Source organism: Limnobacter sp., assembly GCF_036846585.1.
Taxonomy (GTDB): Bacteria; Pseudomonadota; Gammaproteobacteria; order Burkholderiales; family Burkholderiaceae_B; genus Limnobacter.
Genome location: NZ_DAIUBR010000003.1, coordinates 119,190 through 135,375, shown reverse-complemented (window position 1 = coordinate 135,375; position 16,186 = coordinate 119,190). Strand labels below are relative to the sequence as shown.

General features: G+C 53.1%; 8 protein-coding genes. 3 read left to right on the top strand and 5 right to left on the bottom strand.

From position 1 onward, the window contains the following. Nucleotides 1-4 precede the first annotated feature (4 nt). The 4 genes from V7028_RS02545 to V7028_RS02530 all read right to left on the bottom strand — a co-directional run bounded on the left by V7028_RS02545 (nt 5) and on the right by V7028_RS02530 (nt 7,238). On the bottom strand, nt 5-2,098 hold the full coding sequence (locus V7028_RS02545; protein ID WP_334118534.1) for a flagellar biosynthesis protein FlhA: 2,094 nt from the start codon (nt 2,096-2,098) through the stop codon (nt 5-7). A 112-nt stretch (nt 2,099-2,210) separates the two neighbouring features. Next, a complete protein-coding gene (locus V7028_RS02540) occupies nt 2,211-2,705 on the bottom strand; it encodes a GNAT family N-acetyltransferase (RefSeq protein ID WP_334118533.1) in 495 nt (164 codons plus the stop codon). A 101-nt stretch (nt 2,706-2,806) separates the two neighbouring features. Then, nucleotides 2,807-6,604, bottom strand: coding sequence for a methionine synthase (metH, locus tag V7028_RS02535; RefSeq protein ID WP_334118532.1), 3,798 nt, complete (start codon nt 6,602-6,604; stop codon nt 2,807-2,809). Between the two features lie 109 nt (nt 6,605-6,713). Then, complete coding sequence (locus V7028_RS02530; RefSeq protein WP_334118531.1) at nt 6,714-7,238, bottom strand: YgjV family protein; 525 nt, start codon at nt 7,236-7,238, stop codon at nt 6,714-6,716. 223 nt (nt 7,239-7,461) lie between these two features. Here V7028_RS02530 and V7028_RS02525 point away from each other — a divergent pair, with 223 nt between their 5' ends. Together V7028_RS02525 and V7028_RS02520 are read left to right on the top strand one after the other, a co-directional pair. Beyond that, complete coding sequence (locus V7028_RS02525; RefSeq protein WP_334118530.1) at nt 7,462-10,524, top strand: ATP-binding protein; 3,063 nt, start codon at nt 7,462-7,464, stop codon at nt 10,522-10,524. Between the two features lie 98 nt (nt 10,525-10,622). After that, on the top strand, nt 10,623-11,369 hold the full coding sequence (locus V7028_RS02520) for a TerC family protein (RefSeq protein WP_334118529.1): 747 nt from the start codon (nt 10,623-10,625) through the stop codon (nt 11,367-11,369). Nucleotides 11,370-11,459: 90 nt separating this feature from the next. Here V7028_RS02520 and V7028_RS02515 read toward each other — a convergent pair whose 3' ends face one another. Next, entirely contained in the window at nt 11,460-12,335 is an 876-nt protein-coding gene (locus V7028_RS02515; protein WP_334118528.1) for a DMT family transporter, read from the bottom strand. A gap of 74 nt (nt 12,336-12,409) precedes the next feature. Here V7028_RS02515 and V7028_RS02510 point away from each other — a divergent pair, with 74 nt between their 5' ends. Further along, on the top strand, nt 12,410-16,180 hold the full coding sequence (locus V7028_RS02510; RefSeq protein WP_334118527.1) for an ATP-binding protein: 3,771 nt from the start codon (nt 12,410-12,412) through the stop codon (nt 16,178-16,180). Nucleotides 16,181-16,186: the final 6 nt, after the last annotated feature.

Sequence of the window (16,186 nt, the reverse complement as noted above, 5' to 3'; positions counted from 1 at the left end):
AGAATCAGCTTTGAAATTGGTGGGATTCGTCAATGTTGATGTTGCCGAGCACCTGGATTTCGAGCGTTGACGAAACCTCTTGGTGCGACAGCACAGGAACGCAGAATAAAACTTGCTCAATCAGCTGCCTGAAAAACATGCGGCAGTCCATGGAGCAGACAATGGCTGGCGGATTTTCTTCATGCAGATAAGGTTTGCACTGTGCCTCGACAATCGCCACGAGATCATTGACGGAGCTTGCGTCGATGTCCAGATAGCTGTTGCTGCCCTGGCTTCGAATTGATTCCCGAATCAACTGCTCAAAATCGACGCCAAGGGTAAAGATCCGCATTTTTTTTGAATGGGAATGCTGGTGGCAAATTTGCTCGTAAAGGGCTCGGCGCACCTGTTCGGTGATGACATCCACGTCACGCTCCCGTTGCCCCCACTCGATGAGTGCGTTAAAAATGGTGCGCAGGTTTTTAATTGAAACCCGCTCGCTCATCAGTTTCTGCAACACCTCGACCACTTTGGTGGTGGGCAAAACGCGATCAAGTTCTTTGAGTTGCTCGGCAAAACGGTCGCCAAGTGAACCCAGATGGCGCTGATATTCATTCAAGTTAAACATTTGATGGATCTTCTTGACCAGCAAGGTTTCTACTTGTTCAAGCAACCGGGACTCGTATGTTTTGTAGTTAAGTTGCAATTGGTCCAAAAGCGGCTTTGCAGTGGGCTCGCAAAGGTAGTGGGCTTTGCCGGTGACTTTGTCTTTTTCTTCAACGAAATCAAGACCACTAACCGACTGGATTTTCTCCATGGGCTCAATAATGCTGATTCGCTTCTCAGAAATATCGAGACTCAGTACAGGCACGCCATAGATGTAAAGCTCAGCATAGCTTTCGGTGTGACGGGAAAGGTCAAACAGCGGCAATACAATGCCAAGGTGCTCGATCTGGCGATTTCGCGCGATTCTGCAGATGTTTTGAAGCTGATTGGCGGTTGTGGGCTCGACTGCCAGAGGTATCCGAATTTCAAGTGGTGCGTAGGTATCGGTCGTGGTGACATCTTCAAGTGGCCGGTGCTGATCAAGACTGAGAAGATCTTTGAATTGATCGGCTACATTGACAGCCTCGGGTTTGTCATCTTTTTTGGATACGAAAAACCAAGTCAGGAAAAGCCCGGCAGATGTGGCCACAAACACCGGTACAGGCATGCCTGGCACAAAGGCAAACAGCAAACAAAATACGCCGCTGATTTGAAGTGCGTTGGCATTGCGGGACAAGTCCTTGAACATGTCGGCGGCGGTGCTGGAACCGTCATTCTCACCCTTGGTGACCCGTGTCACGATTAGACCCGCGGCCACTGAAACAAGCAGCGAGGGAATAATTGCCACCAAGCCATCACCCACGGACAGGATGGTGTACAGGGAACCGGCCTCAGAAAAACTCATGTCCTTCTGCAACATGCCCACAGCAAGCCCGCCCAACAGGTTAACCACCGTGATCACCAAACCGGCAATGGCGTCGTTCTTCACAAACTTGATGGCGCCATCCATGGCACCGAACAATTGTGATTCTTTCTCAAGCGTGCTTCGCCGTTGTTTGGCGGTGGCCTGGTTGATCAAGCTGGCGCGTAAATCACTGTCGATCGACATTTGCTTGCCTGGCATGCCATCGAGGGAAAAGCGGGCTGCAACTTCAGCGATTCGCTCAGAGCCTTTGGTGACCACGAGGAAGTTCACCACGGAAATAATGATGAAAATTGTCAGACCCACTGCAATATTGCCACCCACAACAAACTCGCCAAATGTTTGCACGATGTGGCCAGCATCGGCCTCGAGAAGAATTTGACGCGTTGTTGAAATGGTGAGGGACAAACGGAACAACGTGGTCATCAACAAAATGGCAGGAAACGAAGAGAACGCGAGTGGCGTTTCAATGAGCACTGCACTGATTGCGAGGAGAATTGCTGCCGAGATATTGACGGCAAGCAAGATGTCGAGCAAGAACGGGGACAATGGAATAACCATCATCGCGACCATCAGGATAATCAGCGAAGCGCCCACCACTTCAGAGCGTGCGGAGGCAAGGCGGGCAAACTTGTTTAACGTAGCAATCACTGAAATACCCCCGTGATTTTAGAAATTTTCCTGGTGTACATTGAGTAACCAAACTTTGCTTTTAGTTCAGCCAAATGACTACCATGCACATTTGGGTGAGCGATCAGACTAGCTAGGCGGTTTGCAATGGCTGTTGGGTGGATGTCAGCGAAGACGAAATCAGGGACATTCGCTGCAGGCCTTGATCTGGATATTTTTCAAGCGCCTTGAAACCAAGGTTTTGATACAACTTAAATGCCGGACAATTGTCGAGAACACAAAAAAGAGAAACAACAAATTGGGTTTTGAACACCTGATCAATACAAGCCTGCATGATCTTTCGGGCGAAACCCCGATTGCGAAATTCTGGATGAACCAGCACCCGGGCAATCACCCAACCAAACCTGTTTTTATGCAACTCTGCGTAGGCGACCGGCACACCGTTCTCTCGCAGCAAAAATACTTCTTCGGGGTGACTTCCCTCAACAAACCGGGTGATCGGCTGTTGAAACTTGAATTCCTGGTCAGTCCAGTGGACAAATTCTGCCGGATCGTTAATCCACGAGGCTGACTGCCGAACAAGGTCAAGCATTTCAGTAGGGGTGGTGATGATGTCGATGGTATGCATATGCGATTCCTCCTCGGCTATCTGTGTGTCAGATAATCGAGGATGGTTCGCTTTTTTTGAATTACATTGCGCAAGCTCAACCGGATTGAGCCTGGGTGAACTCAGCTCGAGTAAATCGTGCTCAACGCCCTGCGCAGGTCTTCTTCACTTCGACCCGAGTATTCCACCAAAGCCCTGAACTGGTCTTGCCCAACTGTACCCACATTGAAGTAATCACTTTCAGGGTTGGCGAAGTAGAAACCTGAAACGCTGGCAGCAGGGTTCATCGCAAGACTTTCAGTCAAGGTCATGCCGATTTCTTCGCAGCGCATCGCTTCAAACATGTTTCGCTTGATGGTGTGTTCAGGGCAAGCGGGGTAACCCGGCGCCGGGCGAATGCCCTGGTACTTCTCGGCAATCAGCTCTTCATTGCTCAGCGTTTCATCGGTCACATAACCCCACAGATCTTTGCGAACACGCTGGTGCAGGCATTCGGCAAAGGCTTCGGCCAAGCGATCGGCAATGGCTTTGAACATGATGGAACTGTAGTCGTCGTGCGCAGCCTGGAATTCCTTCTCTTTCTTTTCCACGCCCAAGCCTGCGGTGACCGCAAACATGCCGATGTAGTCGGCACCCACGCCTTTCGGCGCAATGAAATCGGCCAGTGATTTGTTGGGTATGCCTTCACGCTTTTCGCCTTGCTGGCGAAGCGGGCTGTAGGTGAACAACACCTGGTTGCGGTTTTCATCAGCGTACACTTCGATGTGGTCGTCGCCCACCGTGTTGGCCGGGTAAAACGCCACCGCTGCATTGGCTTGCAACCAGCGGCCTTCGATGCACTTTTTCAGCATGGCCTGGCCATCGGCGAACACTTTGCGGGCGGCGTCGCCCACCAGCTCATCTTGCAGCACACGGGGGTAACCACCATGCAGATCCCAGGTTTGGAAGAAAGGTGTCCAGTCGATGTACTGGGCAATGTCGGCCAAATCGTAGTTTTTGAAGTAACGCTTGCCAATAAACTTTGGCTTGGGTGGCGTGTAATTGGCCCAGTCAATTTTCTGTTTGTTGGCGCGCGCAGCTTCAATGCTGATCAACGGCTGCGCCTTTTTGTTGGCGTGCTGCTCGCGAACACGTTCGTATTCGGTTTTCAAATCAGCTTTGAAGGTGTCGGCTGATTCATCGGACAACAAGTTGGACGCCACGCCCACCGAGCGGCTTGCGTCTGAAACGTACACGGTTGGCCCTTCGTAATGCGGCGCAATTTTCACGGCGGTGTGCACACGGCTGGTGGTGGCACCTCCAATCAGCAACGGAATACCGCGGTCGCGGAAATAGGGGTCGCGCTGCATTTCACTGGCCACGTAGGCCATTTCTTCCAGTGACGGAGTAATAAGGCCGGACAAGCCGATGATGTCGGCGTTGATTTCTTTGGCCTTGGCGAGAATTTGCTCGCAAGGCACCATGACGCCCATGTTCTCAACTTCAAAGTTGTTGCACTGAAGAACAACCGTGACGATGTTTTTGCCGATGTCGTGCACGTCGCCTTTCACGGTGGCAATCAGAATTTTTCCCTTGGCTTTGGCGTCGCCGCCCGCGGCAACCAGCTGCTTTTTCTCTTCTTCAATATAGGGAATCAGGTGGGCCACGGCCTGCTTCATGACGCGGGCGCTTTTCACCACCTGGGGCAGGAACATTTTGCCCGCACCGAACAGGTCGCCGACCACGTTCATGCCGTCCATCAGCGGGCCTTCAATCACATTGATTGGGCGGCCACCCTTGGCTGCAATCTCGGCGCGGCATTCTTCGGTGTCTTCAACAATGAAGTTGGTGATGCCATGCACCAGCGCATGGGCCAAGCGCTTATCAACCGGCTGGTTGCGCCACTCCAGGTTTTCTTCCAGCTTTTTGCCGCCGGCTTTCAGGGTGCCTGCGAATTCGATCATTCGCTCGGTGGCGGTTTTGCCAAGGTCTGGGTGGTCTGCGGGCAGGGTGGGCTGACGGTTCAGCACAATGTCTTCCACGCGGGCTTTCAGTTCGGGTTCAAGGTCGTCGTACACGCCCATCATGCCGGCGTTCACAATGCCCATGGTCATGCCGTTTTTGATGGCGTGGTACAGGAACACGGTGTGAATGGCTTCGCGCGCTGGTTCGTTGCCGCGGAAACTGAACGACACGTTGGACACACCGCCGGAAATTTTGGCGTGCGGCAGGTTTTTCTTGATCCAGCCGGTGGCTTCAATGAAGTCGTTGCCGTAGTTGTCATGTTCTTCAATGCCGGTGGCAATGGCGAAAATGTTCGGGTCGAAAATAATGTCTTCGGCAGGGAAACCTACTTCGTTCACCAAGATGTTGTAGGCCCGTTCGCAAATTTCAGTTTTGCGGGCGTAGGTGTCGGCCTGACCTTTTTCATCAAAGGCCATGACGATCACTGCGGCGCCATAACGCTTGCACAACTTGGCCTGGCGCTTGAATTCCTCAACACCTTCCTTCATGGAAATGGAGTTGACCACCGGCTTGCCTTGCACGCACTTCAAGCCGGCTTCGATGACTTCCCACTTTGAGGAATCGATCATGATCGGCACGCGTGAAATATCAGGTTCCGAGGCCATGAGGTTCAGGAACTTCACCATCGCGGCTTTGGAGTCGAGCATGGCTTCGTCCATGTTCACGTCCACAATCTGCGCGCCATTTTCAACTTGCTGACGGGCCACGCTCAGGGCTTCGTCGTATTGCTCGTTCAAAATCATGCGGGCGAAAGCTTTGGAACCGGTGACGTTGGTTCGCTCGCCCACGTTGATGAACAGGCTGCTGTCGTCAATGTTCAGTGGCTCAAGCCCTGACAGGCGACACTTGGGTTCAATGGTGGGAATGGCACGCGGCTTCTGGTTTTCCAGTGCCTTGGCAATGGCGGCAATGTGATCGGGCGTGGTGCCGCAGCAACCACCCGCAATATTCAGGAAACCTGCTTGCGCAAATTCTTTCACCAGGCTGGAGGTGATTTCCGGTGTTTCATCAAAGCCGGTGTCGCTCATCGGGTTGGGCAAACCCGCATTGGGATACACGCAGATCGGCACGTCGCAAATTTTGGACAGTTCAGCCACATAAGGGCGCATCAGCGAGGCACCCAGGGCGCAGTTCAAACCAATGGTGACGGGTTTTGCGTGGCGAACCGAGTTCCAGAAGGCTTCCACGGTTTGGCCTGACAACACCCGCCCGGAGGCATCGGTCACCGTGCCGGAAATCATGATGGGCAACTTGTTGCCAGAATCTTCGAAATACTGGTCGATCGCGAACAGCGCGGCTTTGGCGTTTAGCGTGTCGAAAATGGTTTCCACCAGCAGCAGGTCGACGCCGCCTTCCACCAGGCCTTTGGTTTGCTGGTAGTACGTGGCAACCAGTTCATCGAAGGTGATGTTGCGTGCGCCGGGGTCGTTCACATCGGGGCTGATGGACGCAGTTTTGGGTGTAGGGCCCAGGGCACCGGCAGCAAATCGGGGTTTGTCGGGCGTGGAATATTTGACGCAGGCTGCCTTGCACAGGCGGGCGGCTTCGCGGTTCATCTCGTCGACGAGGTGTTCCATCTCGTAGTCGGCCTGCGCTACGGTGGTGGCACCGAAAGTGTTGGTTTCCAGAATGTCGGCGCCGGCCGCCAGATACTGCTCATGAATCTCGGTCATGATGGCGGGCTGGGTCAGCACCAACAGTTCGTTGTTGCCCTTGATGTCGCGGTGAAAATCAGCGAAACGCTCGCCCCGGTATTGGGCTTCCGTGAGCTTGTACTGCTGGATCATGGTGCCGGTTGCACCGTCCAGAATCAGGATGCGTTTTTGAAGGAGTTCACGGAGTTGGGCTTCGACTGCGGCGCCGTTGACAACAAGGCTGTTGTGCTCGGCAGGCGAAGAAGCGGGGCGCGTGTTCATCGCGGGGCCTCTGTATGATGCAAGGGTTTGAAAACAGGCTGCATTTTAGCAGGGAAATGCCGCAAAGCGCGGCAACTGGGCTGACAACTTGTAGTGCGTGGTTGGCTTTTCACGGCACCGCAGCTGCCCCACGCAAGCGGTACAAGCCATACAGGTTTGCCACCGTGATCACGATCATGGTCAGGCAAAGCTCCCAGGAATTGAACAGGTAGCCATGCACCGCCCACAGCATGTTGGTGGCCAAGGTGGCTTTGCGCATGCCCACATTGCCCATCATGAACAGGGCCCATGTTCCCAGCAACGTGGCGAACAGGGGCAATGAACTGGCCAGCCAGCCCTGCCAGGTCAGCAGGGCAAGCGCCACAGCCACACCACCAAAACCCGACACCAAAGCCATGCGCAGACAATGGCTCATGACGTTTGAATAAATTGTGACCGCCTGCCGTACACCGGTCAGCAACATGATCAGGAAACCCGTATGAACACCGAGCAGGTAGTACTGCGCGCCCCATGCCAGCGAAGAAAGGGCGAACAAAAGCTTGGTGCCACGCTCGGAGATGACGCAAAACCCGGCAATGCTCAACCCAAAGGCAACGGCACCGATGGTACGAATCAGGATGTCTTCAATGTCCAAAGCTGGGCGATCCGATGGTGTTTGTGATGAAGGGGTTCTCGGTGTTTGAGACGATACCTGAAAATGGTGACGCCCTGCAGGTGCAACTATTACGCAAGGCCGGCCCCATGTATTTCATTCAATTCAATGATCTGGATGTCGTTCTCACCCTGTTTTGCAATTGAGTTCGCTCCCTCAACTGGGTTACAGTGACTAACCAACAATCCCACCCTTTGTGCGTTTCATGCTTAATTTTAATATTCGGGCCAGCTTCACAACTCGCCTGATAGTCGGCAGTTTGATTGCACTGTTTGTGTTGTCCCTCCCCGTTGCATTGACCGCGCATTCAATCTTGCGCAACAGCACCATCAAGCAAGCGGGCATCAACGCACAGGCGCAGTCTGAACAAATAGCACAATCGGTCGATCGACACCTGAAAGCACACCTGCGAAATTTGGTCTATACGATCAAAATTGAGCAGTCACTTGGTGACTATTCTCCTGAACAGCAGCGCAACTTGCTGCAGGTGATGCGGGAAAACACGCCTGGGTATTTGTGGATCGGTGTGGCGGCCCCTGACGGAACGGTGCTGGCTGCATTGGATGACCTGCTGGTCGGTAAAAGTGTGGCCGCGCGCCCATGGTTTAAGCAAGGCCTGATTGAGCCTGCGATCATGGACGTACACGAAGCAGCCCTACTGGCCGCTTTATTACCCTCTCGATCTGAAGAAAAATACCAGTTCATCGATTTCACAACACCGTTGAAAGGGCAGGACAATCAGGTCATCGGTGTTATTGGCATTCATCTGGACTGGAAATACTTCATCAACGAGATAGAACAAGACGTGTTCAACACCGTCAGCCCTTCCACGCCAACCTTGATATTGGCCAAAGACGGCAGTTTGAGAATGGGCAATCGCCTGGATTTGGCGGATATTCAAGACAACAGTGCTTGGAGCAAGATGGCAGGGTTTCAGCAGGCTGCAGAGGGGTACAGCAGTTGGTCGATTGAAACGCTCGGCGACGGGAAGGACTATCTGATCGCATTTGCCCCGAACAACAGCCCTGAAACCAAAAGCCTGGGTTGGATTTCGGCCTCCATTTTGCCACTTGATATGGTGGCATCGCCCACGTCCACAGCGCTGATCGGCGCCATTCTGGCGCTGATCATTGGCACAACTACCACGCTGCTTCTGGTACTTGCCTTGGGGCGAAGCCTTTCCAACAAGGCAACTGCTTACCTGGAACTGGTACGCAAGAACGATCCCGAAGCACTTGAATCGTCGATGAAGGAGTTGCCTGCCGAGCTGCAGCCCATCTCAAGGGACATTCTGAACCTGACCCGAGGACTGTCAGAAAAAAGCCTGTCACTTGAAAAAGCATTGAAGTCTGCCAAGGAAAGCTACTGGGTGGTCGAAGCACTGATTGTTCAGGCCCCTGCCCCCATTGCCATGTTCGACACTGAAATGAATTACGTGGCCGCGTCGTCGCGTTGGGTAAGCACATTTACCCGCGTAACGGGCAGCCTGGTGGGCAAAAACCATTATGACGTGGTGCCCAATTTGCCGGAACGTTGGCGCCAGGCACACCGCGCCGGGCTGGCTGGTCAGAGCATTTCGGCAGCATCCGACCCATGGACGAACCCGGATGGCCACACAATCTGGCTGGATTGGGCGATTGAGCCCTGGCTTCGCCCGGACGGAAACCGTGGCGGCATCATCATCATGTGCAAGGACGTGTCCGCTGAACGGCAGATGCGTGACAGTTTGGCCGAAAGCGAAGAACGCTTCAAACTGGCCATGGACGGTTCCCATGAAGGCCTGTGGGACTGGAAACTGGGTGAAAGCAAGGTGTATTACTCGCCGGGATGGAAACGTTTGCTGGGCTATGAAGACCATGAACTGGAAAATGAACTGGCAACATGGGAGCGTTTAACGGCCCCCGTTGATCTGGAAGTTGCCAACACTCGTTTACAAAAGGCTTTGGCCGACCCTGCCGTGCATTCGTTTGACGCCGAGTTTTCCATGGCACACAAGAATGGTCAATGGGTTCAGATTCTGTCCAGGGCCCAGATTATTCGGGACGAAAACGGCAATGCCACGCGCGTGGTCGGGACACATGCCGACCGCACCCATCAACTTGAACTGGAGAGCCGCCTTCGAGCTGTGTCTATTGCCGCGAAAGCTGAAAAAGAATCGAATGCGGAGAAAAGTCGTTTTCTGGCCACAATCAGCCACGAAATACGAACACCCCTGAACGGCATTCTTGGTTTTGCACGCTTGCTGGAAATGGATTTGCCTACTGGTCCACTGAAGGAACAAGCGGGTTACCTGGTGCGCTCTTCTGAGTCGCTGTCTTCCATCCTGAATGACATTCTGGACTTTTCCAAGCTGGAATCTGGCATGGTGAAACTGGATGATGCACCGTTTTTGATGGATCAATTGCTGTTGGGCAGTGCCGAGTTGCCACGAATAACGTGCGAAACCAAAGGTGTGATATTTGAACTGATCAATTCAGTGGGCGAACAGAAGATTTATTCCGGCGATGTAGTTCGGCTTCGTCAAATACTACAAAATCTTCTAACCAACGCGATCAAGTTTACATTTCACGGCAAAGTGATCCTAAAATCCACACTCCAAGAGAAAGATCAAGACCACGATCTGGTGACATTCGAGGTAATAGACACGGGCCTTGGCATCCCGAAAGAAAAACAGAGCCAGCTATTCAGGCCCTTCACACAATTGCACACGGATAGGGAGAACCGCTTCGGTGGCACCGGGTTGGGTTTGTCGATCGTCAAAAACCTTGTGGATGCAATGGGCGGCAAAATTCACCTTGAATCGGAACCTGGCAAAGGTACGCGGGTGTCAGTCAACATTACCTTGCGCAAGCAAAGTACGCTGGGTAACACCAATACCAAGAAAATAAACCCCACGCGGTCACTTCGGGTTCTGGTGGCAGACGACATGCCCTTGAACATCAAGCTGATCCAGACCTTCCTGAAAAAGGACGGGCACGCAGTGGTGGTTGCTGCAGATGGACGGGAGGCCTTAGACCATGCAATGTCTGAACCATTTGATTTCATTTTGCTGGACATCGACATGCCCAAACTGTCGGGTTATGAGGTTGCGGAAAAAATCCGAAACGAGGAAGGTCCGAACCAAGACTGTGAAATCGCGGCACTTACCGGTTATGCTTTTGACAGTGATGTGCAAAAGGCACATGCCGTCGGGATCAACTACCATTTCGCAAAGCCAATTCAGTTTGATTTGTTGTTAAATCGCTTGGCAATCAGCAGCAATCAGTAGTCAGCGATGCGAAATGCTAACTCACCATGCGAAATTGAGTGCAAAATAGCGGGTTGTAATTTTTCTGATTAAAAAGTGGGGTTTGTATGGAATTACTAATGGATCCAAACGTCTGGGTCGCTTTCGCGATTTTGACAGCTTTGGAAATTGTGCTCGGTATCGACAACATTGTGTTCATTACCGTGTTGGTGTCAAAGTTGCCCGCGGACATTCGTGACCGTGTTCGCCAGTTCGGCCTGATGTTTGCCATGGCGACCCGTGTGGGGCTGCTGTTCTCGCTGTCCTGGATCATTGGTTTGACCGAACCGCTGGTTACAGTGATGGATAAAGCGATCACTGGACGAGATTTGGTGCTCTTCTTTGGTGGACTGTTCCTGTTGTGGAAAGCGTCCAAGGAAATTTATCTTGAAGTGGAAGCGCCACACCAGGTTGAAGAAGAATTGACAATGGGCGCCGCCGCCCAGAAAACCGGTGCGAAGCTGTTTTGGTACTCGATTATCCAGATCGGTATTCTGGACATCGTATTCAGTCTGGACTCCGTAATTACTGCGGTGGGCATGGCAGACCACATCGAGGTCATGATCGCCGCCGTGATGGCGGCGGTGGGTGTGATGATGCTGTTTGCCAAGGCAATCGGTGAGTTTGTTGAAGCACATACATCAATCAAGGTGTTGGCTTTGGCTTTCCTGATGATGGTGGGCATGTTGCTGATCGCAGAAAGCTTCGGCCAGCATGTACCGAAAGCCTACTTGTACAGCGCCATGGGCTTCTCTCTGCTGGTTGAACTGCTCAACCTGCGCTCGAAAGCCAAGCGCCAGAAGCTGGAAGCTGCAGGGCAGGCATAAACCCGGACTTTCCAGCGTGTTGTAAAGCAAAAAGCCAGTGAAAACTGGCTTTTTGCTTTTGCGTGACACATTGACCACCACACTGGTCACTTAACGGGACCGGGTCACCAGAACAATACCGATCACCACAGGAACAATCCCCAGAAAATCGGGCCAGTTCAACGGTTCGTCCAGAAGCCAGGCACCGGCCAACAGGCCCAAGGGCGGGGTGAGAAAGAACCATGCACTGGCCGCGCTGGCACTGCCTTGTTCCAGCAGGTTAAACCACAGTTGATAGCCGGTAATTGAGACCACGACCACCAGCCAAACAAGGGCTCCCGCGAAAGATGCGCTCAAATTCATGTCTGCCGGACGTTCAAGCCACAAGGCCACAGGCAGCAGCAACAGGCCGCTTAAAATGATCTGAAAACCAGTGCCGGTCACCACGTCGGTCCGGACAGGCCATTTTTTATAAAGCACAGTACCGAAGGCCAGGGTCAGCAAGGCGGCGAGCACCAACAGGAAGCCTTCCAGGGTGTCTGTGCTGGAACCAATGCGGTTGCGCACAATATAAGCCACCCCTAAAAAACCCAAAACAAGTCCAATAACTTTCTGGCGAGTGAGGGGTTCGCGCAACAAAAACGCCGACAACACGGCCACAACAATGGGGTTGGCGCTGATCAGGATCGTTGATAAACCTGAAGACAAGCCACCCATGCCCGTCCAGCTCAAGCCCAAATACAGGGCATGATTGAGAAGACCCAATATGCTCAAAACACCCAGCTCACGCAGGCTTAGCATGCGCAAACTGCCACGCCAGTGCGCCCAGGCCAGCATCAACGCACCAGCGACTAAAAACCGTATCGACAAAAACAACAGGGGCGGGCTGTCGAGCAGGCCAATTTTTGCAGCAGGAAAAGCACTGGTCCAGATCAGCACAAAAGGAAACGCCAATGAGGCGTTTCTCAAAAGAGGGGATTGATTCATTCGGGGAAATCCAGTAATGGTGAGTCATTGTAATCAACCAACCCTTTTACCGCAGTCGACGACCGGAGTTTTAGATGCACGAGCAATTCCGACTAATCGTCGTGGATGATGAAAAACCGCAGCTTGAGGCGCTTTGCACCTTGCTGGAGGACGCCGGTTTTGTGGTCAATGGCTTTGCCGACCCGGCCATCGCCCTGACGCAATTGCACACCGTGACCCACGATGTTTTGCTGACTGATTTGCGTCTGCCGGGCATGGACGGCATTGAACTGATCCAGAAAGCGAGGCAAATCGACCCAGACATCAGTGCTGTATTAATGACGGGGCATGGCAGTATTCAATCCGCCGTTAACGCAATGAAACTGGGGGTGCTGGATTACATTCTGAAACCGTTCAAGGTCAGCGATCTGATGCCCGTGGTGCACCGGGCCATTGAGGTTCGCAAACTGAAACTGCAAAACACGCAATTGATTCGGGACATTTCGAGCAGCAACGGCAAACTGCTTGAAATGAATCATGAACTGGACAACTTTGCAGGGCGTGTTGCGCACGATTTGAATTCCCTTTGCCACATCATTCAGGGCTTTGCCGGCAGCCTGACACGCCGGGCCAGCAGTAAACTTGACGAGCAGGAACGTCGCTACCTGCAACGCATCAATGAATCCAGCGCCCGTGGCGGGCAATTGGTTTCTGACCTGCTGGCCTTTGCAAGACTGGGTTCAGGTGATTTGCAGCATCAACAGGTTGTGCTCAATGAGGTGGTGGAAAAGGCAAGGGCGCAGGTAGAAGCAGGAGAAGGTTTGCGTGAAGTGGACTGGACGATTGCAATACTTCCGGACATTGAGGGAGATGAGTCGCTGCTGGAACAGGTCTTTGTGAACCTTCTCTCCAACGCCATGAAGTTCAGCCAGTTTCGGGAACAGCCTTGCATATCTGTTGAAGCCAACATTGAAAACGGCTGTGTTGAAATTCGGGTGATCGACAACGGCGCAGGCTTTGATCCGGATCAAGCCGACGGTCTGTTCAAGCCCTTCCACCGTTTGCACAACGCCCACGATTTTGAAGGTCACGGCATGGGGCTGGCCAATGTAAAACGCATTATTGAACGGCATGGCGGGCAGATCAGCGCCCAATCAGCCCCGGACAACGGCGCTACGTTTACCCTGCTGATTCCCTTGAGCCAACGCAACAGGGGATCCATAAAACAGGAAATTGTCGAGCTTGGCGACATGGCAGATCACGATTATCGGCATGCTGAAGACAAACTGAAACGCAGTGAGGCTTTGCAGCGCATTGGCGGCAGATTGGCCAAGCTGGGAGCGTGGGCAATTGAACTGGGCCAGCTGCCCAAACTGTATTGGTCCGAAGAAATTTTCAGCATTCTGGATATACCAAAAGGCCAGCTGCCACATTCGTACGATTCCGCACTGTCGTATTACCATGGCAAGTGGCGAAAAATCATTCAGGCTGCGCTGGAAAAATGTTCACAACAGGGCGTGCCATTCGAACTGGAACCCGAAATGCGATCTGCCACCGGACGTCGTTTCTGGGCCCGCGTGGTAGGTGAAGCCGTGCGGGATGGCAAGGGCAATATTATTCGGATCCAAGGTGCATTCCAGGACATCACCGAATCGAAGCTTGCTGTACTTACCCTGATGCACATGAACCGTTTGCTGGAAGCACAGCACCGGGTCAATGAAATTACTGCCACCCTGGACAAACCCGAACGTCTGCTGCAAGAGGTTTGCCGTGTGTTTTGTTCACTGGGTGGCTTGCCCCTGGCCTGGGCCTGCGAGTTCGGTAAAGACTTGAGCGACCTGAAGGTGACCGCCGCCGATGGGTCGCAGCAAGAATTTGTGTCACAAATCATGTCCACCACCACGCTGCCGCGCGACCATGAACTGGTGAACCGTTTGCGGGCCGGGCAAATGCACATTTGCCAGAATGTGGCCGAGGAACCCCAGGCCAAGATGTGGCACAAACAGGCCATTGAAGAAGGGCTGGAGTCTTTTGCGATACTGCCAGTTCATGCGCAAGGCAAGCTGCGCGCCAGTTTGGTCTTGTTCGGTGCAGGGGTTCATTTCTTCAACAAGGAAGTGCGGCAACTGCTGAAAACAGTGGCCAAAAACCTGTCGCTGGCCCTTGAAAACCTGATGTTTGCCGAAGAACGGTCGCACAATGCCGAACGCCTGAAGTTGCTTGAAACCTGCGTGGAACGGCTCAACGACATCGTGTTGATTACCGAGGCGGGACCCATCAGCGGAGAGGGTCCGAAAATTTTGTATGTCAACGAGGCCTTCGTGCGGCGAACCGGTTACACCCGGGAGGAAGCGATTGGGCAAACACCGCGCTTCCTGCAGGGGGAACTGACCCAGCGCGATGCACTGGACCGGATACGACATGCCCTGACGGACTGGAAACCAGTGCGGGAGGAGCTGATCAATTACACCAAATCTGGCGAGACCTTCTGGCTGGAACTGGACATTGTTCCTGTGGCCGATGAAACGGGTTGGTACACCCACTGGGTGGCCATTGAACGCGATATCACCGAGCGCAAGCAAGCGGAACAGCGCAGCGACGCGCAACTGACACGCATGAGCCTGCTCAATGAAATCACACGGGCAATTGGAAACAGGCACGATCTGGACAGCATTTACCAAGTGGTAACCAACAGTATCGAAAAAGAACTGCCCGCAGATTTCTGTCTGACCGCATCGTACTCGGAACAAGCGGGCACCATCACATTCAGGTCGATGGGCAAACAAACGGAAAGTGGGGCAAACAAAGTGGGGTTTTTCCTGCACGAATCAATCCCGGCACGGGGCGTTCACCTGGACCGGGCTTTGCTGGGCGAATTTGTATACCAACCCAATTTGGGCGACAGCATGTGCATGACCGGTGAGGGTATGCACAACCTGGTGGGCCTTGACAGCATGGTGATTGCCCCCTTGATGAACGAGAACAAGGTGTTGGGTATCATCACCACAGCGCGCAAAGGCCTGAATGCATTTTCGGCTGATGAACTTGAGTTCCTGAGACAGCTTGCCGAACACGTGGCGCTTGCACTGGCGCAGACGCTGTTGCTGCAAGAACTTCAAAACGCCTGCCACAACCTTCAGCGCACCCAGCAATTGGTTCTGCAACAAGAACGCTTGCGTGCGCTGGCCGAAATGGCTGGCGGTATCGCGCACGACATCAACAATGCAATTTCGCCCGTGGCACTGTACACGGACGCACTGCTGAGCACCGAAAAAGATTTGAGTGAACGGGGTCAAAAACAATTAAAGACCATTCAGCTTGCAATAGATGATGTGGCCAGAACCGTAGAACGCATGGGAAAGTTTTGTCGCCAGCAAGACGAGGGTACCAAGTTGACCCGCGTCAACCTGGCGAAAATTTGCGAACAATCCATGGAACTGACCACGGCGCGCTGGCATGACGTTCCACAACGTATTGGTATCCCGATTGAGTTCAGGCTGCACCATGCGCAGGATGTGCCAGAGATTGATGCCTCGGAATCAGAACTGCGTGAAGCCTTGACCAACCTGATACTGAATGCAGTGGATGCCATGCCCAATGGCGGTGTAATTACCCTGTCCACAGGTATAGACAAACGAGACGGTCTGGACCAGGTGCGCATCGATCTTCAAGACACGGGCATGGGCATGAATGAAGAAACCCGCAGGCGTTGCCTTGAGCCCTTCTACACCACCAAAGGCGAACGGGGCACCGGGCTGGGACTGGCCATGGTGTACGGCATTGTGAAACGCATGCATGGTCAGATCGAGATTGAAAGCGAAGAAAAGAGGGGATGCACGGTCACGATTTTGTTACCCGCACAATGACAGCCT